General features: G+C 74.3%; 15 protein-coding genes, 1 tRNA gene and 1 riboswitch. Of the genes, 10 read left to right on the top strand and 6 right to left on the bottom strand.

The window, feature by feature from the left end:
* Positions 1-101: 101 nt before the first annotated feature.
* Positions 102-788, bottom strand: coding sequence for a hypothetical protein (locus tag AB6N24_RS11050; protein WP_183294496.1), 687 nt, complete (start codon positions 786-788; stop codon positions 102-104).
* 114 nt (positions 789-902) lie between these two features.
* Here AB6N24_RS11050 and AB6N24_RS11045 point away from each other — a divergent pair, with 114 nt between their 5' ends.
* From AB6N24_RS11045 to fabF, 5 genes are all read left to right on the top strand, one after another.
* The gene (locus tag AB6N24_RS11045; RefSeq protein ID WP_412869453.1) at positions 903-2,168 is read left to right on the top strand and encodes a PucR family transcriptional regulator; all 1,266 of its coding nucleotides are present in this window, start codon (positions 903-905) and stop codon (positions 2,166-2,168) included.
* Positions 2,169-2,256: 88 nt separating this feature from the next.
* On the top strand, positions 2,257-3,273 hold the full coding sequence (locus AB6N24_RS11040) for an ACP S-malonyltransferase (RefSeq protein ID WP_412869452.1): 1,017 nt from the start codon (positions 2,257-2,259) through the stop codon (positions 3,271-3,273).
* Positions 3,270-4,268: a beta-ketoacyl-ACP synthase III gene (locus AB6N24_RS11035; RefSeq protein ID WP_412869451.1), complete on the top strand. Its 999-nt coding sequence runs from the start codon at positions 3,270-3,272 to the stop codon at positions 4,266-4,268. Before AB6N24_RS11040 ends, AB6N24_RS11035 begins: the two co-directional genes overlap by 4 nt.
* A 136-nt stretch (positions 4,269-4,404) precedes the next feature.
* Entirely contained in the window at positions 4,405-4,653 is a 249-nt protein-coding gene (locus AB6N24_RS11030) for an acyl carrier protein (protein WP_258723611.1), read from the top strand.
* Positions 4,654-4,873: 220 nt separating this feature from the next.
* Positions 4,874-6,121 (top strand): beta-ketoacyl-ACP synthase II, encoded by a 1,248-nt coding sequence (gene fabF, locus AB6N24_RS11025; RefSeq protein ID WP_412869450.1) that lies wholly within the window; start codon positions 4,874-4,876, stop codon positions 6,119-6,121.
* 118 nt (positions 6,122-6,239) lie between these two features.
* Here the strand turns inward: fabF and AB6N24_RS11020 are convergent, their stop codons facing one another.
* From AB6N24_RS11020 to AB6N24_RS11010, 3 genes are all read right to left on the bottom strand, one after another.
* A complete protein-coding gene (locus AB6N24_RS11020; protein WP_034625127.1) occupies positions 6,240-6,740 on the bottom strand; it encodes a DUF3145 domain-containing protein in 501 nt (166 codons plus the stop codon).
* A 271-nt stretch (positions 6,741-7,011) separates the two neighbouring features.
* The gene (def, locus tag AB6N24_RS11015; RefSeq protein WP_412869449.1) at positions 7,012-7,497 is read right to left on the bottom strand and encodes a peptide deformylase; all 486 of its coding nucleotides are present in this window, start codon (positions 7,495-7,497) and stop codon (positions 7,012-7,014) included.
* A gap of 276 nt (positions 7,498-7,773) precedes the next feature.
* Positions 7,774-7,962, bottom strand: coding sequence for a BldC family transcriptional regulator (locus AB6N24_RS11010; protein ID WP_034625178.1), 189 nt, complete (start codon positions 7,960-7,962; stop codon positions 7,774-7,776).
* A gap of 58 nt (positions 7,963-8,020) precedes the next feature.
* Positions 8,021-8,095: riboswitch (cyclic di-GMP riboswitch) on the bottom strand.
* Positions 8,096-8,644: 549 nt separating this feature from the next.
* Between AB6N24_RS11010 and AB6N24_RS11005 the strand changes: the two genes are divergently transcribed.
* The 4 genes from AB6N24_RS11005 (at position 8,645) to AB6N24_RS10990 (ending at position 14,457) form a co-directional block, all read left to right on the top strand.
* Positions 8,645-12,043, top strand: coding sequence for an EAL domain-containing protein (locus AB6N24_RS11005; RefSeq protein WP_412869448.1), 3,399 nt, complete (start codon positions 8,645-8,647; stop codon positions 12,041-12,043).
* 74 nt (positions 12,044-12,117) lie between these two features.
* Positions 12,118-12,522, top strand: a complete 405-nt coding sequence (locus AB6N24_RS11000; protein ID WP_412869447.1) for a DUF5655 domain-containing protein — start codon at positions 12,118-12,120, stop codon at positions 12,520-12,522.
* Positions 12,523-12,612: 90 nt separating this feature from the next.
* Positions 12,613-13,134, top strand: coding sequence for a DUF2231 domain-containing protein (locus AB6N24_RS10995; RefSeq protein ID WP_412869446.1), 522 nt, complete (start codon positions 12,613-12,615; stop codon positions 13,132-13,134).
* A 258-nt stretch (positions 13,135-13,392) separates the two neighbouring features.
* Positions 13,393-14,457 carry a lytic polysaccharide monooxygenase gene (locus AB6N24_RS10990; protein ID WP_412869445.1) on the top strand — a complete coding sequence of 355 codons (1,065 nt, stop codon included), beginning with the start codon at positions 13,393-13,395 and terminating at the stop codon, positions 14,455-14,457.
* Between the two features lie 154 nt (positions 14,458-14,611).
* Here the strand turns inward: AB6N24_RS10990 and AB6N24_RS10985 are convergent.
* Together AB6N24_RS10985 and AB6N24_RS10980 are read right to left on the bottom strand one after the other, a co-directional pair.
* Positions 14,612-14,685 (bottom strand) — tRNA-Ile (locus AB6N24_RS10985).
* Between the two features lie 80 nt (positions 14,686-14,765).
* A complete protein-coding gene (locus tag AB6N24_RS10980; RefSeq protein ID WP_412869444.1) occupies positions 14,766-16,652 on the bottom strand; it encodes an adenylyl cyclase in 1,887 nt (628 codons plus the stop codon).
* A gap of 186 nt (positions 16,653-16,838) precedes the next feature.
* On the opposite strand from AB6N24_RS10980, the gene AB6N24_RS10975 reads away from it, so the two are divergent.
* Positions 16,839-17,550: carbohydrate kinase family protein (locus AB6N24_RS10975; RefSeq protein WP_412869443.1), on the top strand; the 712-nt coding region annotated here is incomplete at its 3' end.

The following is a 17,550-nucleotide window of genomic DNA, read 5'->3' as shown; positions in this document are numbered from 1 at the left end:
GGAGGGGCCCGGCGGTGATCCGCCGGGCCCCTCGTCGTACGTCGTGCGGTGTGCGTCGCGCCGGATGTGCGGCGCGACGCGTGTCGTCGGCCGGCAGCCTGTCAGGCGCCGGGCGCGTGCTGCTGGGCCTGCGTGATGGCCCGGCCCAGCTCGGCACGCAGGTCCGCCACCGCGCGTGCGTCCGGGTAGAGGTCGAGCGACGCGAGGTGCTGCTTCGCCTCGAACGGGCGGTCGGCCTCGAGCGCGGCGAGGACGAGCTGGCGCGCGATCTCCGGGTCGTGCTCGCGGGGACGCCAGTGACCGACGCCGAGCGACAGCGCGTCGACGGGCAGCCCCGCGTCGCGCAGGACGCCGAGGCCCGCGGCGAGCGCCTGGCCGCTCGGGTCGCGCTCCGCGGCGGTCGTGAGCCGGCGCAGCGTCCCCTCGTGGTCGTCGCGCACGGAGAGGCGGGCGACCTCGATCAGCGGGTACCACGCGCGCGGGTTGCCGGCGAGCTCCTCGCCGAGCGACCACACCGCGAGGTCGGCGGCGCGCTGGCGCTCGCTCTCGTCGGTCGGGGCGCTCAGCGGGTCGCCGTCGTGCGAGGTCTCGGCGGCGCGACGGCGAACGATCTCCGCGAGCGCGCTGAACGCCCGCTCGTTGTTGGGGTCGTCGCTCAGCATCGAGCGCAGGGCGTCCTCGTGCAGGGTGTCCCCGCGGCGCGTGGCCGTGGTCGGGCGCCGTGCGCCCACTCTCGATGCCGACGTCGGTCGTCGCATGAGCTGGCGGAGCCGGGGCAGAAGGGCCATGAGGCGACAATATCCGCTGGCACGCCCGCGCACCCGTGCGGAGGCCCGGAATCGCGCTCGAGGCGGTCGCGGTCTTTGTCGACTTCCCACAACGGCGGACCGTATGCTCGCCCGATGGCCCCGCCCCGCACCCGCACCTCGGCGCGCGAGCCCGGGACGTCGCCCCGCACCGCGGCGGCGGCCCCGCCGCCCGTCGCGTCCCGAGGCGGCGACGCACCGTGCCCGACCGGGACGGAGACGCTGCGCCGCGTGCGGGACGGCAACGGCCTCCTTGCGGCGGCGGCGATGCGTCGGCTCGACGAGGACCTCGACTGGTACCGCACGCTGCCCGCCGAGGACCGCTCCTGGGTCGGGCTCGTCGCGCAGGCCGGCATCACGGCGTTCGTGACGTGGTTCGGCGACCGGTCGACACCTCCGCACGGCGTGGGCGAGATCTTCGCGGCCGCTCCCCCGGAGCTGACCCGCTCGATCTCCCTGCAGCACACGCTGCAGCTCGTCCGGGTCGTCGTCGACGTGGTCGAGACCCACAGCGACGAGCTCGCGGCGCCCGGCGGTGAGCGCGACCTGCGCGAGGCGGTCCTGCGCTACTCGCGCGAGGTCGCGTTCTCCGCCGCGGAGGTCTACGCCCGGGCCGCGGAGGTGCGCGGCGCGTGGGACGCGCGTCTCGAGGCGCTCGTCGTGGACGCCCTGGTCCGCGGCGAGGTCGACGACGCGCTGCGCTCGCGGCTCGCGGCGCTCGGCTGGAGCGGCCGCGGGTCGACGCTCGTCATGGTCGGCACGACGTCCTCGGTGCTCGACGACGTGCGTGCCGCGGACCTGCGGCGCACGACCCGCCGCGCCGCGGACGACGCCCTCGTGGGGATCCAGGGCGACCGGCTCGTCGTCATCCTCGGCGGCGAGCGGGACCTGCGCGCCGCCGCCGCCTCGCTCCTGCCCCGCTTCGGGCCCGGGCCCGTGGTGATCGGGCCGGTCGTGCGGGACCTCGCCGACGCGGCCCGCTCGGCACGCGCGGCGCTCGCCGGCCTCGTCGCGGCGCCCGCCTGGGAGCAGGCCCCGCGGCCCGTGCCCGCCGACGACCTGCTGCCCGAGCGCGTCCTCACCGGGGACGTGTCCGCGCGGCGCACGCTGGTCACGCAGGCGTACGAGCCGCTCGTCGCCGCGACCGGCTCGCTGCTCGAGACCCTCTCGGCGTACCTCGGCGCGGGCCGCTCGCTCGAGGCCGCGGCGCGCGTCCTCTACGTGCACCCCAACACCGTCCGCTACCGCCTGCGCCGGGTCGCCGACGTGACGGGCTGGGACCCGCTCGACCCCCGGGAGGCGTACGTGCTGCAGACGGCGCTCGCGCTGGGCCGTCTGGGTGAGTCGGCCACCGGCTCCTGAGCCTTTGTAGGAACAGCACAACGTCGTTCGACGAGGTTGGTGCGCGTCGTGTGCCGTGCCGGCGGGACAAGCAGGGCACAGTGGACAGGTGCTCGCCATCGTCTGCCCTGGCCAGGGCTCCCAGTCCCCCGGAATGCTCGGCCCGTGGCTCGAGCTCGACGGGGCTGCCGCGCGCCTCGACGGGTTCTCCCGCGCCGCCGGGCTCGACCTCGCCGCCCACGGCACGACCTCGGACGCCGACACGATCCGGGACACCGCCGTCGCCCAGCCGCTCATCGTCTCGACGTCGCTGCTGGCACTCCACGCGGTGCTCGACGGCCTCGGCGGGCACACGGCCCCCGAGATCGCCGACGTCACCGCCGGCCACTCCGTGGGCGAGTTCGCCGCTGCCGCGGTCGCGGGGGTGCTCGACGACGCGGACGCCGTCGGTCTCGTGGCGCAGCGCGCGACCGCGATGGCCCGCGCGGCCGCCGCGACCCCGACCGGCATGAGCGCGGTCGTCGGCGGCGACCCCGAGGAGGTCCTCGCCGCGATCGCCGCCGCCGGCCTCACGCCCGCCAACGTCAACGGGGGCGGCCAGGTCGTCGCCGCCGGTGACCTCGACGCGCTCGCGGCCCTCGCGGCTGACCCGCCGGCCAAGGCGCGCGTCATCCCGCTCCAGGTGGCCGGGGCGTTCCACACCGAGTTCATGCGTCCCGCGCTCGACGCGTTCGCCCCCGTCGCCGCGGGCCAGGCGGCGCACGACCCGCGGACCGTGCTGCTGTCCAACGCCGACGGGCGCGCCTACGGCGACCTGCCCGGGGCGACCGGCCCGCACGGCTCGGGCGCCGAGGTGCTCGGACGGCTCGCGCAGCAGATCGTCGCCCCGGTGCGCTGGGACCTGTGCCAGGAGACCCTCGTCGCGCTCGGCGTGACCGGCCTGCTCGAGCTCGCTCCCGGTGGTGTCCTCACCGGGCTCGCGCGACGTACGCTGCGCGGGGTCGAGACGGTCGCGGTGAAGTCCCCGGCCGACCTGGACGCCGCGCGCGACCTCGTGCTGCGCCACACCTCCTCGCCCGCGAGCACCGCGGACGAGTCCCCGAGCACCCAGGAGAACGCCTCGTGACCCGTCCGACCCTCACGCAGGCGACCGGCCCCGCGCACACGCGGATCCTCGGGCTCGGCGCCGCGCGCGGCTCGAAGGTCGTGCCGAACGACGACATCGTGGGCCCCATCGAGTCCTCGGACGAGTGGATCCGCCAGCGGACCGGGATCGTCACGCGCCGGCGCGCCGAAGCGGACACGGACGTGCTCGACCTCGCCGAGGAGGCGGCCCGCGAGGCGATCGCGAACGCCGGGCTCACGGGTGCGGACATCGACGCGGTCATCCTCTCGACCGTCACCTACTTCCACCAGACGCCCGCGGGCGCCGCGATCGTCGCCGACCGGGTCGGGGCGACCCCCGCCGCCGCGTACGACATCTCGGCCGCGTGCGCCGGGTACTGCTACGGCGTGGGCCAGGCCGACGCGCTCGTGCGGTCGGGTGCGGCGCGGAACGTGCTCGTGATCGGTGCGGAGAAGATGAGCGACTTCATCGACCCCACCGACCGCAGCATCTCGTTCCTGCTCGGCGACGGCGCGGGCGCCGTGGTGATCGGCCCGTCCGACACCCCGGGCATCGGCCCGACGGTGTGGGGCTCGGACGGTGGGCAGGCGCAGCTCATCCGCCAGACGCACTCGTGGCAGGAGGCCGGCGAGCACGGCTGGCCGACGCTGCGCCAGGAGGGTGCGAGCGTCTTCAAATGGGCCGTCTGGCAGATGGCGCCGATCGCGCAGAAGGCCGTGGCCGCCGCCGGCCTCACGATCGACGACCTCGACGCGTTCATCCCCCACCAGGCGAACATGCGGATCATCGACCAGATGATCAAGCAGCTCAAGCTCCCCGAGACCGTCGCGGTCGGCCGGGACATCGCCGACATGGGCAACACGTCGGCGGCCTCGATCCCGCTCGCGACCGAGCGCCTGCTCCGTGAGGGCCAGGTCAAGAGCGGGGACGTCGCGCTCCAGATCGGCTTCGGCGCGGGCCTCGTGTACGCGGCGCAGGTCGTCGTCCTGCCCTGACCCCGGTGCGGGCGCCGCCCCAGGGGGCTCCCGACACGCGACCGGCCCGACCGTGCGTCCGCCGCCCGGCGGTACCGTGCACAGTTCAGCAGCACCTCCCAGCACGTCCCAGCAGCACCCAACCAAGGAGACACCGATGGCGCACAGCGAGCAGGAGATCCTGGCCGGACTGGCCGAGATCGTCAGCGAGGAGACGGGCCTTCCCACCGACTCCGTCCTGCCCGAGAAGTCCTTCACCGACGACCTCGACATCGACTCGCTGTCGATGATGACGATCGTCACCCTCGCCGAGGAGAAGTTCGACGTGCGCATCCCCGACGACGAGGTCAAGAACCTCGTCACGGTCGGCGACGCGGTCTCGTTCATCTCGGGCGCCCAGTCCTGAGCACGCCGCTCGGCCGGCACCCCGCCGGCTGAGCACCGCTCGGCCCGCACCACCGCCGAGCACAGCCCGACCGGACGCCGTCCAGGTGGACGCCGCCGGTCCGCGCTCCCCCGAGGACGCAGCACGACGCAGCCGGCCGCCCGGCCCGCCCACGGCGCACCACACGCCGGGGCCGGGCGCCCGGACGTCCCTCCCGCCACCGCCCCGAACTGGAGCACCCATGAGCCCCGTCACCGACGTCGTCGTCACCGGCCTCGGCGCCACCACTCCCCTCGGTGGTGACGTCCCGAGCACCTGGCAGGCCGCCCTCGCGGGCGAGTCCGGCGCACGCCCGCTCTCGAACGACTGGGCGGAGCGGTACGAGATCGCCGTGAGCTTCGCCGCGCAGCTCAAGGTCGCTCCCGACGAGGTCCTGTCCCGCCCCGAGATCAAGCGCATGGACCCCTCGGCGCAGTACGCGATCATCGCCTCGCGCGAGGCGTGGGCCGACGCAGGCAGCCCGGAGGTCGACCCCGAGCGCCTGGGCGCCGTCGTGTCGTCGGGCATCGGCGGCATCTGGACAACGCTCGACGCGTGGGACACGCTGCGCGAGAAGGGCGGGCGCCGCGTCCTGCCCATGACCGTGCCCATGCTCATGCCCAACTCCCCCGCGGCGTACGTCGAGCTCGAGCTCGGCGCCCGTGCCGGTGCGCACGCGCTGGTCTCGGCGTGCGCGTCCGGCGCCGAGGCGATCGGGTACGCCGTCGAGATGATCCGCTCGGGCCGCGCCGACGTCGTCGTCGCCGGTGGCACCGAGGCCGCGATCCACCCGATGCCGCTCGCGGCGTTCGCGGCGTCGCGCACGCTGTCGACGCGCAACGACGACCCCGCCGCCGCGTCGCGGCCGTACGACACCGGTCGTGACGGGTTCGTGCTCGGCGAGGGTGCCGGCATCGTGGTGCTCGAGAGCGCTGAGCACGCGGCCGCCCGCGGCGCGCGGGTCTACGCGAAGATCGCCGGCGTCGGTCTGTCCGCCGACGGGTACCACCTGACGTCCCCCGAGCCCTCGGGGCGCGGTCAGATCTCCGCGATGCGCTCGGCGCTCACGGACGCCGGGATCGACCCCGCCGACGTGCGGCACGTCAACGCGCACGCCACCTCGACGGTGGTCGGCGACCTCATCGAGGCGCGCGGCGTCCGCGACGTGCTCGGCTCGGCCGCGGACCAGGTCGCGCTCTCGGCCACGAAGTCGATGACGGGTCACCTGCTCGGCGGCGCGGGCGCGCTCGAGACCATCTTCACGGTGCTCGCGCTGCACGAGCGCACGGCTCCCCCGACGATCAACGTCTCGGACCCGGACCCCGAGCTCGTGCTCGACCTGGTGCGCGACACGCCGCGGGCCCTGCCGGCCGACGGTCAGCTCGCCGCGGTCAACAACTCGTTCGGGTTCGGCGGCCACAACGTCGCCCTCGTGGTCACGACGGCCTGACCCCGGCACGCCGTCTCCGGCCACGGCACGACGACGCCCGGCCACCGCTCCCCGTGAGGGCGCGGTGGCCGGGCGTCGTCGTTCGTGCGGCCGTCGCGGCCCGGCCGTCGCCGGCCGCTCAGCCGACCCGGTGCAGCCAGCGCACGGGCGCGCCGGCGCCGGCGTAGCGGAACGGCTCGAGCTCGTCGTCCCACGCCTGCCCGAGCGCGAGGTCCAGCTCGGCGCGCAGGCGTGCCGGGTCCGCCGCGTGCACGAGGGCGGCACGGATGCGGTCCTCGGGCACGACGACGTTGCCGTGCACGTCGGTCTGGGCGTGGAAGATGCCGAGCTCGGGCGTGTGGCTCCAGCGCGAGCCGTCGGTGCCGTGGCTCGACTCCTCGGTCACCTCGTAGCGCAGGTGGGTCCACCCGCGCAGCGCCGAGGCCAGGCGCGCGCCCGTCCCCTGGGCACCCTGCCAGGACAGCTCCGCCCGGTACATCCCCGGCGCCGCAGGCTGCGGCGTCCAGTCCAGGGACACGCGTGTGCCCAGCACGTTGCCTGCCGCCCACTCCATGTGGGGGCAGAGCGCACGTGGCGCTGAGTGCACGAAAAGTACACCGCGGGTGATCGCACCTGCCATGTCGCCCTCCTGACGGCTCGAGGTTCGTCTTCCCCAACGACCTCGTCCCGCAGACGGGAGTGCACCACGGCCTCGCGGCGTGCTGGTGACAGCATGCATGATCCGGCTGGTCGGACGCCAGCGAATCCGGCCCCGCCACCCGGACGTGCAACGGTCCGGGTGGCGATCGGTCATGGTTCGCCCTGAAACGTCGGGATCGCGCGCCGGGACCGCGGGGCGAGACCCGGCCCGCGGTCGTGGCCGTCACCCCGCTCCGGCGCGGGGACCCGCGTCAGAGCTGGTCGCGGATCGCGCGCATCGCCTTCTTGCGCACGGACCGTTCGAGCCGGTCGAGGTAGAGGTACCCGTCGAGGTGGTCCACCTCGTGCTGCAGGCAGCGGGCCATGAGCTCGGTGCCCTCGACGACGACCTCCTTGCCGTCGAGGTCCTCGCCGACGACCCGGGCGTACCAGGCGCGCTTCGTCGGGTACCAGAGGCCGGGCACCGACAGGCAGCCCTCGTCGCCGTCCTGGTAGTCCTCGGACAGCTCCACGATGCGGGGGTTCAGCACGTAGCCGATCTCGTCGTCGATGTTCCACGAGAAGGCGCGGAGCCCGACGCCGATCTGGTTGGCGGCGAGGCCGGCCCGACCCTCGTGGTCGACGGTCTCGAGCAGGTCCGTCACGAGGGAGCGCACCCGGTCGTCGACGGTCGTGATCGGGTCGCAGGGGGTGCGCAGGACCGGGTCGCCGACCGTGCGGATCTCTCTCATCGCCATGCCCACGATTGTTTCATGCGGGGCTGTCCGACTCGGGCACTCCAGCGGTCGGAGGTGTGGACCGCGCAGGCCCGCTGGGAGCCTCCCGCCGCCGTCGGCCCGGCACCCTCGCGCCCTTCGGCTCTGCCGTCCCCGGTGCACCTGCGGCGGGAGAGAAGCGCTGCGCCATTCGAGTGACCGAGGTCACGTGAATTGGACACGTGCACGACAAAAGGCCCGGGGAACATTTCCCCGGGCCTTTCGGCGAGAAGCTGTGCGTGACGCGCGGCCGAGACCTCAGACGTCGGAACGCTGCTGCGGCACGCCCGTGAGGAGCTGGCGGACCTCGTTCTCGTGGAAGCGGCGGTGCCCACCGAGCGTCCGGACCGCCGAGAGCTTGCCGGCCTGCGCCCAGCGCGTGACGGTCTTCGGGTCGACCCGGAACATCGCTGCGACCTCACCCGGGGTGAGCAGAGCGCCCGGCATCGAGGTGGACTCGGAACGGTTGGGGGTGGTGATGGCCATGATGGCAACTCTCCTGTCGTTCGGTAGCTCGGCTGACCCCTGAGGCCCCGTGGCTTTGCGTCCCCACCTTGCGGCGGGTTTGCCGTTTCTCGCTGACGTCCTCAACTATGCATGAACCCGGACAACTTCGCAACAACCCCCCGAGGGTGAAACGAACCACCCTGGGGGCCGATCGGGTGAATCGATGCGCTTCGACGGCGCATATAACATGCCCGGCCGGCCCGTGCATCCTGACCGCCGGGAGAGCTTCGGTTGGGCCGCAGCAGACGAGTGCGTGACGATCCCTCGCCCTCCCGGCGGATTCGTCCTACCCTTGACCCAACGCCCAGGCGCGAGCGGGGCGGGTCGCCAGGTGACCACGGCGGGTGACGGGCGCCTCATCTTGTGCGGGTGAGGCGCCCGAACGCTGTCCGCACCCGAGCGCCGTCGAGACGCGCGTCACGCGTGCCGACCGCTGCGACCGCCACACGTGACCCGACGTCGACCGCACCGACGCCCGACGACCGGTCCGCGCGACCCCCGCCGTGGCCCGTCACGTCGCTCCGCACGGCCCCTGACCTGCGGCTCTCCGCTCAAGTCGCCGCGGCGGGTGCCGATGGTCCTCCCGAGGAGCCCACACGTGGCTCGCAGCCGGAGGAGTCACGTGCCGCACACCTGGACCGTCCTCGCGCTCGCGCGCCACATCGGCGGGTTCTACCACGGTGAGCTCCTGGCGGGGCTGGTGCGGGAGGTCACCGCGCAGGGCGGTCGCGTCGTGGTGGCCCAGACCGCACCGGAGCAGCCCGAGCTCGACGAGACGGTCGTCGGCGAGACCGCGCTGTCCGTGGGCTGGGACGAGGCCGACGCGGTCGTCACGATCGCCCTCAGCGCGAGCGCGGCCTTCCTCGAGCGGATGCTCGTGCTCGGCAAGCCCGTCGTGCTCACGAGCCAGCGGGTCGACGGCGTCGAGGCGCCCGTCGCGCTGCCCGACAACCACGGCGGCATCCACGCCGCCGTCGAGCACCTGCGCGCGCACGGCCACACCCGGATCGGCTTCGTCGGCGACCTCCGGCAGTACGACTACCAGGAGCGCCACGTCGCGTACCGCGACGCGCTCGCCGCGCACGGGCTCATCCCGCGCGAGGAGCTGCTCGTCGTGGCGCGGGACTGGTCGGAGGCCGCGGGCGTGGACGCCGCCCGGGAGCTGCTCGCCCGTCCCGAGCGGCCCGACGCGGTGGTCACCGCGTCCGGGCACAACGCCATCGGGCTCGTCCGCGGGCTCGCCGCCGCGGGCGTGCGCGTGCCCGAGGACGTCGCGGTCCTCGCCTTCGACAACGTCGAGCACGGCGCCTGGGCGACGCCGAGCCTGTCGAGCGTGCACCAACGGTTCGACGAGGTGGGCGCGCTGGCCGGCTCGCTCGTCATGCGCGCCCTGCGCGGCGAGCACGTGCCCGCGGGCAGCCACGTCGCCGCGGCCACCGTCGTCGTCCCCCGCGGCTCGTGCGGGTGCCGCGACGACGTGCTCACCAGCCGACCCGCGCCCGCGTCCCGGCTCGCCGGCGTGCCCGTGCAGCCGGGCGACCTCCACCGCACCCTGTCGACCCTGCTCGCCGGGCGGCATCCGGGCACCGTCGCCCCCGACGCGACCGCCGCGCTCGCCGACGAGCTCGAGCGCCTCCTGCAGCGCGGCGACGACCTCACCGAGACGGACCTCGACGGTCTGCTCGCGCTGATGCGCGGGGCCGCGCCCGGCGACGACGCGCTGCACCGGATCACCTCGGTGCTCACCGAGCACGTGCAGCGGCTCATGAGCACGGGGACCGCGACGGGCGCGAGCCCGCACACCACTGCGCTGAGCCGGGTCGCCGCGGCGCTGTGGCGGCTGCAGAACCACGGCTCGGTGCAGCAGTCGCACGTCCTCGCGCAGCACGTGCTCGAGGGGTCCGACGTCGCGGCGGCGCTGCTGCGCGCGGACGCCGACGCGGCGCGGGGGCTCGGCTGGCTCGCGCAGACGCACTCACGTGCGGGGCTGCTCGCGCTGTGGGACGACGCGGCCCCCGGTGCGCCGCTGCGGCTCGCGGGCGTGCACGACCCGGACGGGTTCCTCGACCACCACGTCGGCGAGGAGCTCGACTCGCGCAGGTTCCCGCCGTCGGACCTCGTCGGGGCCGCCGACGGAACACAGGGTGAGGTGTGCCTCGTCGTGCCCGTCCGGACCCCGGCGCGGCGCTGGGGCCTGCTCGCCGTCCTCGGGGTCGTGAACTCCCGGTCGAGCCACGAGGCGTACCACCACTGGGCCACGCTGCTGGGCTCGGTGCTCGAGGGCGAGGAGCTCGCGCTCAGCGCACGCGCGAGCGAGGCCCGCTACGCGCACGCCGCGCGAGCCGCGAACGACGGCCTCTGGGAGCTCGACGTCGCGACGCGCGCCATGTACGTCTCGCCCCGGGGCCGCCAGCTCCTCGGGCTCGACCCCGACGCGCCTGCTCGCATGGAGCGCTGGACCGAGGTGACCCACCCGGAGGACCAGGAGCGGGTGCGCGCGTCGTTCGCGCAGGCGGTCGACGCCCCCGAGGTCCCCGTCGAGGTCGAGTACCGCCTCCGCCGGCCCGACGGGACGTACCGCTGGCTGCTGAGCCGCGGGCTCGGCGTCGCCGCCGGGCCCTCCGGACGGGCGGCCCGGCTCGTCGGCTCGCTCAGCGACATCCACCCGCGCAAGGAGCTCGAGGAGCAGCTGCGCGCGGCGGCGCTCTACGACCACCTGACCGGGCTGCCGAACCGGCGGCTCTTCCTCGAGCGCCTCGCGTCCGCGGTCGAGCAGCACCGCCGCGACCCCGGGTCGAGGTTCGCGGTCCTGTTCTTCGACCTCGACGGGTTCAAGCTCGTCAACGACTCGCTCGGCCACCTCATGGGCGACCAGCTCCTGCTCGCGGTCGCCGAGCGCCTGCAGACCCAGGTCCGCGCCGTCGACACGGCCGCGCGGTTCGGGGGCGACGAGTTCGCGGTACTGCTGGCGGAGCCCGAGCCCGACGAGCTGCTCGCGATCGCGCAGCGCATCCAGGAGCGGATCTCGGCACCCGTGGAGCTCGCGGGCCACGAGGTCGAGGTCACGGCGAGCGTCGGGGTCGCCACGTCGTCCGGGGAGTACACCGACCCCGAGGACGTGCTGCGCGACGCGGACATCGCGATGTACGACGCCAAGGGCAGCGAGCGCGGCTCGGCGTCGGTGTTCGACCCGACGATGCACGTGCGTGCCACGGTGCGGCTGCGGGCACGCGGCGAGCTGCGCACCGCCCTCGCCCGCAGCGAGTTCGTGGTGCACTACCAGCCGGTCGTGCCGCTCGACGGGTCGGGGCTCGAGCACTTCGAGGCCCTGGTGCGCTGGGAGCACCCCGAGCGCGGGCTCCTGCTGCCCGGTGACTTCCTCGCCGCGATGGAGGACAACGCCACGATCGTGACGCTCGGCAGCTGGGTCGTCGACGAGGTGTGCCGGCAGATCGCCGCGTGGTCCCAGGACTACCGGGGCGCGGTCGCGGTCGCCGTCAACCTCTCGCACCGCGAGTTCTGGGCGCCCGCGCTGCTGCGGACCGTGACCGACTCGCTCGCCCGGCACGGCGTGCCCGCCCGCAGCCTGATCCTCGAGATCACCGAGTCGGTCATCATGGCCGACCCCGCCGTCGCGCGGAAGGTCATGACGGACCTGCGGGCGCTCGGCGTCCGGCTGCACATCGACGACTTCGGGACGGGGCAGTCCTCGCTCAACGCGCTGCGGACCTTCCCCGTCGACGCGCTCAAGATCGACGGCGCGTTCATCCGCGAGCTCGAGGTCGTCGAGCAGACCACGGAGCTCGTCCGGATCATCGTCGAGATGGGCCGGGTGCTCGGCATCGAGGTCGTCGCCGAGTGCGTCGAGACGACCTCGCAGGCGGACCGGCTGCGGTCCATGGGGTGCGCGAACGCGCAGGGCTGGCTCTACGCGCGGGCGCTGCCCGGCGCCGAGGCGGGCGCGCTGCTCGGGCACTCGCTCGGGTCGGAGCCGGTCGAGGCCGCAGGCCCCGGGCGCTGACCGCCGCCCGCTGACCGCCGCCGCAGACCCCTGGCGCCGACCGTCGTGTCGGTGCTCCGTCCTACCGTTGCGGGATGTCGGACGCGCACGAGTGGACGGTCGAGGAGCACCTGGCGGGTGCGGCGCCGGAGCACGTCGCGCTGTACCGCCGCGTCGAGGAGCTCCTGCTGGGCCTGGGCGACGTGCACCGCAGCGTCTCCCGGACCACGGTCACGTTCGTCGGCGCGCGCCGCGGGTTCGCCGGTGCGCGGCCCGCCTCGCGCGGCCTCCGCGGCTACCTCGACCTCACCCGCACGCTGCCCGACGACCCGCGCATCACGAACGTGACCCCGTACACCGCCCGGCTGTTCGTGCACCAGTACCTCCTGCGGGACGAGACCGACCTCGACGACACGTTCGTCGGGTGGCTCCGCGAGGCGCACGCCGTCGGGCAGGGCGCCCACCTGCGACGTCCGCCGGACCTCGGTCCGCTGCCCTGACCTGCCGCGACGCCGCCGCTCCCCCTGCGGTCGGCGTCCCTCCGGGCGATACTCGGCGTGCACGCACACCGGGACCCGAAGGAGACGCTCGTGACGACCAGCTCGCCCTCCCGCGCCAAGCAGCCACGCAACGCCCTCGCCGGCCCGTACGGTCACCCGTTCCACCCGATCCTCGTCACGGTGCCGATCGGCGCCTGGGTCGCGAGCCTCGTGTTCGACCTCGTCTCGCGCATCACGACCGACGGCTCGGCGTTCGTCACCGGCGCGACGTGGCTCATCGGCATCGGGATCGTCGGGGCGCTGCTCGCCGCCGTCGTCGGCTTCCTCGACCTCATGACCATCCCGCAGCGGACCAAGGCGCACCGGACCGCCCTGACGCACATGACGCTGAACGTCGTCGTCGTCGTGCTCTACGCCGTGAACCTCGGGCTGCGCCAGGCGGAGGACGGCGACGCGACCAGCACCGTCCCGCTCGTGCTCTCCCTCATCGCGCTGGGGATCCTCGGGGCGTCGGGCTGGCTCGGCGGCAAGCTGTCGTACCGGTACGGGGTGCGCGTCGCCGACGAGGGCACGCAGGCCGAGGGCTTCCACGCGCAGGCGCCGAAGGGCTGACCGCCGCACGCCGCGTCGCCCCGCGCTCGTCCGGGCTCGTCCCGGCTCGACCGGGCCCGTCCGGCTCCGTCGCATAAACGCTTCGGGTGCTTCCGCTCCCCCGGGGCCGGTGTCACCGTCGACAGCGAACCGGCCCAGGAGCTGGGAGGCACTGTCGCGCGGGGCACGTCGGCACATCGTGGTGCGAGCGTCCCGCGTCAGGTGCGGCGCCCCTCGCCGTCCCGCTCCGGTCCGCTCACCCGAGCACCTGGAGGATGCATGTCCGTACGCCCCCGTCTGCGCAGGCTCGCCCTCGCACTCCCCCTCGCCCTGGTCGCGCCGTTCGTCGCGGTCGCGGTCATGGCCCCGCCCGCCGCGGCCCACGGCTCCGTCACCGACCCGCCCACGCGCAACTACGGGTGCCTCGAGCGCTGGGGCGACAACCACCTCGACCCGACGATGCAGCAGAAGGACCCGATGTGCTGGGGTGCGTGGCAGCACGACCCCAACGCGATGTGGAACTGGAACGGTCTCTACCGCGAGGGCGTCGGCGGCCGGCACGAGGCGACGATCCCCAGCGGCCAGCTCTGCAGCGGCGGGCGCACGTTCTCGCCGCGGTACGACTACATGGACACGCCGGGGAACTGGGTCGCCAAGGGCGTCCCGCAGAAGTTCACGCTGACGCTCACGGACGGCGCGCAGCACGGCGCCGACTACCTGCGCATCTACGTCTCCAAGGCGGGCTTCGACCCCACCACGGAGCGGCTGGGCTGGGAGGACCTCGACCTCGTCACGCAGACCGGTCGGTACGCGCCGGCCGGCAAGTACCAGGCGGACGTCGACCTCGGCGCCCACACCGGCCGCGCGGTGCTGTTCACGATCTGGCAGGCGAGCCACCTCGACCAGCCGTACTACCTGTGCAGCGACATCAACATCGGCGGCGGCACGACGACTCCGACGCCCACGCCGACCCCGACGGTCACCCCGACGCCCACGCCGACCCCGACCGTGACGCCGAACCCCACGCCCACCCCGACGGTGACGCCCACGGCGACCCCGCAGCCCACCGGCGCCTGCACGGCCACGGTCTCCGTCGCCAGCAGCTGGGGCAACGGCTACCAGGGCACGATCACGATCAAGGCCGGCTCGGCGGCGATCAACGGCTGGAAGGCCACCGTGAACGGCGCGACGATCACGCAGGCCTGGAACGGGAAGCTGTCCGGCAGCACCGTCACCAGCGAGGACTACAACGGCAGGCTCGCTGCGGGCGCCACCACCACGGCCGGGTTCCTCGGCAGCGGTCCGGCCCCGACCGGCGCGACCGCGACCTGCACCGCGTCCTGACGGCCCGGGACGAACCCGCACGACGTCGGGGCGACCTGCCCTGACCGCACGGCGCACGGCCCCGCCCCCCCTGCCGGGGGGCGGGGCCGTTCGCGTGTCCGCGGTCGACGCCGGACGAGGGGGTGCGCGCGCCGCGCACGAGCGGCGGCACCGGTGGGCCAGGTGGGGCTTGAACCCACGACCGACGGATTATGAGTCCGCTGCTCTGACCGGCTGAGCTACTGGCCCGCGTGCGCCAGGCTACCGGGCGGTCGCGCCCGGCCGGCCGCAGCTCGCGGTCGGCCGGGCGCCGGGTCGGGCGTCGCGGGTCAGGGGTAGCTGACCACGAAGCTCGGCACGCCGATCGCGTCGCCGTTCACCGGGGCACCGGTGTCGTTGACGACGCGGTCGACCGTCCCCGCCCCGAGCTGCACGGTCATGATGTTGTGCAGCCGCACGCCGGGCCGGTCGGGCACCTCGAAGCCGCGGGTCGCGTGGATCGTCGGGTCGACGTTCGTGTAGACGTACGCCCCGCCGCCCCAGAGCTCGTGCTGCCGCACCCGGTCGGACACCTTGTAGGCCGCCCAGCCGAGGACGCCGTCGTGCTGCCACGCCGCCTGGTTCGGCGGGTCGTACGGCAGCTCGTTCTGGAACATGATCGTGCGGCCGCGCTCGCCGTTCCAGATCACGTTGTACTTCTGGTAGTGCTCGACGAACAGACCGGTCGCGGTGACGTCGTCGCCGTTGACGACCACGCCGGTGGCCCCGGTGTTGAGGTCCCAGCCGACCCCCTCGCCGTGGTCGGCGCGCCACGCCCAGATGTTGTCGAGCAGGACGTCATCGCTGTTGACCTCGAGGCTGACCTCGGCCCGGCCGACGTGCGGTCCGCCGATGCGGAAGAACACGTCGTGCAGCGTGGTCGGGTTCGACCGGCGGTCGGCGTGCCCGTGACCGCCGCGGTGCGCGCCGTGCTTCGAGCCGACCTGCAGCAGCACCGGGGAGCTGACCTCGCCCGCGTCGATCATGATGCCGGCGACGTCGACGCCGCGGACGTCGGCGACCCGCACGGGGACGACGCCGTCGACGGCGGTGAGGGTCGCGATGCCGAGGCCGAGCACGACGGTGTTGGCACGCTTGATCTCGAGCGTCCGGTCGATCGCGTAGACGCCCGGGGTGAGCAGCAGGTGCTTGCCGCGCGCGAGCTCGCGGTTGATCGTGCGGGCGCTGTCCGCGGGCGTCGCGACGAAGAAGTCGCGCAGCGGGATCGCGCGGCCGGGGGTCGGGCCGTCCTCCCAGGTCGTCCCCGAGGAGTCGGTGCGGGCCCTCGGGACGAAGACCTGGTAGCCCTTGCGCGCGTCGAGGTAGAGGTAGGGCTTCTCGACGCTGACCGGGTTGGTCGGCAGCGTCGTGTACGGCGGGTCGGGGAACGTCTGCTCCGGCGCGCCCTCGACGCCCGCGAACACCTGGTTCCAGACCGCGTTGGACCACTCGCCGATCGTGCTGTCGCGCACGAGGAACTGCTGCTGCGAGCCGTTCGTGACGGGCCCCGTCTTCGAGTCGGCGATGAACCCGCCGCTCGCGTACTGCGGGCCGCCGGTGCAGAAGTCCATGAGGGTCAGGCTGCCGCCCGTGATGTTCACGCGGCGCATCGGCGAGGCCTGCGAGACGGCCCAGAAGTTGCCGGCCGCCCGGCAGTCCTGGCCGCCCGCGACGTTGATCGTGAGGTTCGACATGGACCGCCAGAAGTTGACGAGCGCGATGCAGTTGTCGGCGGTGAGGCACCGGTTGTAGACGTCGACGTGCCCGTTGATCGTGACGTCGGTGGGCGACTGGCCGAGCCCCGCGACCTCGGTGTAGTAGCCCACCTGGAAGACCAGCGGCTCCTCCGGGGTGCCGTACGTGCCCGGCTCGAACAGCAGCGCGTACCGCCCGGTGCCCATCTCGCTGTCGACCTGCTGGGCGGCGATCGCGTCGACCGTCGCCTGGATCTCGCTCGTGGGCATGCTCGGGTCGAAGACCTTGACGTTCACGCCGAGGTCCGGGAGGCCGGACCCGCCGCGGTGGGCGGGGACCGGACCGGCAGCGGCGCTGCCCGCCACGCCGAGACCGGACGCGAGGGTCGCGAGCGCGACGAGGCCGACGGTGAGCCGTGTGCGCAGGCGTCGGCCGGTGCGGCGAGGCACCGAGAGAGCGCTCTCTGACTGTGGCAGTGTCATGGGAGGACCTGCTTCCTGGGGACGGGTCGGCGGTCCACGGCGCGTCCTCGGCCGCTCGACGATGAGCAGCAGGGGCTGGACGCGTGACCGAGATGTCCGACGCGCGGACGCTAGCGGCACGTGTCACCGCAGGTCAAGGGGTCGTCCCCGGCGCCCCAGCTTGCCGGTCGTGGGTAGCGTGCGCGCATGCCCCGTGTCCTCGTCCACGGCCCCGCGAGCTGGAACACGCTCGTCCGGGTCGCCGCCCTGCCCGACGCCCGACCCCAGACCCTCTTCGCCGCCGGGCACCGCGACGCGCTGGGCGGGACGTCCGCCGGGAAGGCGCTGACCCTCGCGCGGCTCGGGGTCGACGTGACCCTGCGCACCGCGCTCGGCGACGACGACGCCGGCGGCCGCATCCGTGGCGCACTGTCGCAGCCGGGGCTGGAGCTCGTCGCCGACCCGCTCCCGGGACCGAGCGAGCGGCACCTCAACCTGATGGCCGACGACGGCGGGCGGCTCTCCGTCTACCTCGACCTGCCGCCCGAGCCCGGGCCGGCCCCCGCGACCGTGCACGCCGCGCTGGCTGGCGCCGACGCCGTCGTCCTCGACCTGGCGGGGCACAGCCGCGAGCTGATCCCGCTCGTCCGCGCCGCCGGCGTCCCGCTGTGGTGCGACGTGCACGACGACGACGGGCGGGCGCCGTTCCAGCGCGAGTTCGCCGAGGCCGCCGACGTCCTGGTCGTCAGCGCCGACCGGCTCGACGACGTTGAGGGCTACCTCGAGCGCCACGTGACCGGCGGCGCCCGGTGGGCCGTCTGCACGCGCGGGCGCGACGGCGCCGTGGTCCACGCCCGTCGAGGTGCTGATCATCGACGAGCTCGCCGTGTTCTCCGGAGCGGTCGCGCAGCACGTCGAC

Origin of the sequence: Cellulomonas jepli, assembly GCF_047229345.1 — a bacterium.
Lineage (GTDB): Bacteria > Actinomycetota > Actinomycetes > Actinomycetales > Cellulomonadaceae > Cellulomonas_A.
This window is presented reverse-complemented; position numbering and strand designations above follow the sequence as displayed.

Excerpts from the sequence above, each read along its gene's own strand:
- AB6N24_RS11010 (WP_034625178.1), bottom strand. The coding sequence starts at position 7,962 with ATGCCGGGCGCTCTGCTCACCCCGGGTGAGGTCGCAGCGATGTTCCGG.
- AB6N24_RS11000 (WP_412869447.1), top strand. The coding sequence starts at position 12,118 with ATGTCGGACGCGCACGAGTGGACGGTCGAGGAGCACCTGGCGGGTGCG.
- fabF (WP_412869450.1), top strand. The coding sequence starts at position 4,874 with ATGAGCCCCGTCACCGACGTCGTCGTCACCGGCCTCGGCGCCACCACT.
- AB6N24_RS11050 (WP_183294496.1), bottom strand. The coding sequence starts at position 788 with ATGGCCCTTCTGCCCCGGCTCCGCCAGCTCATGCGACGACCGACGTCG.
- AB6N24_RS11030 (WP_258723611.1), top strand. The coding sequence starts at position 4,405 with ATGGCGCACAGCGAGCAGGAGATCCTGGCCGGACTGGCCGAGATCGTC.
- AB6N24_RS11045 (WP_412869453.1), top strand. The coding sequence starts at position 903 with ATGGCCCCGCCCCGCACCCGCACCTCGGCGCGCGAGCCCGGGACGTCG.
- AB6N24_RS11020 (WP_034625127.1), bottom strand. The coding sequence starts at position 6,740 with ATGGCAGGTGCGATCACCCGCGGTGTACTTTTCGTGCACTCAGCGCCA.
- def (WP_412869449.1), bottom strand. The coding sequence starts at position 7,497 with ATGGCGATGAGAGAGATCCGCACGGTCGGCGACCCGGTCCTGCGCACC.
- AB6N24_RS10990 (WP_412869445.1), top strand. The coding sequence starts at position 13,393 with ATGTCCGTACGCCCCCGTCTGCGCAGGCTCGCCCTCGCACTCCCCCTC.
- AB6N24_RS10980 (WP_412869444.1), bottom strand. The coding sequence starts at position 16,652 with ATGACACTGCCACAGTCAGAGAGCGCTCTCTCGGTGCCTCGCCGCACC.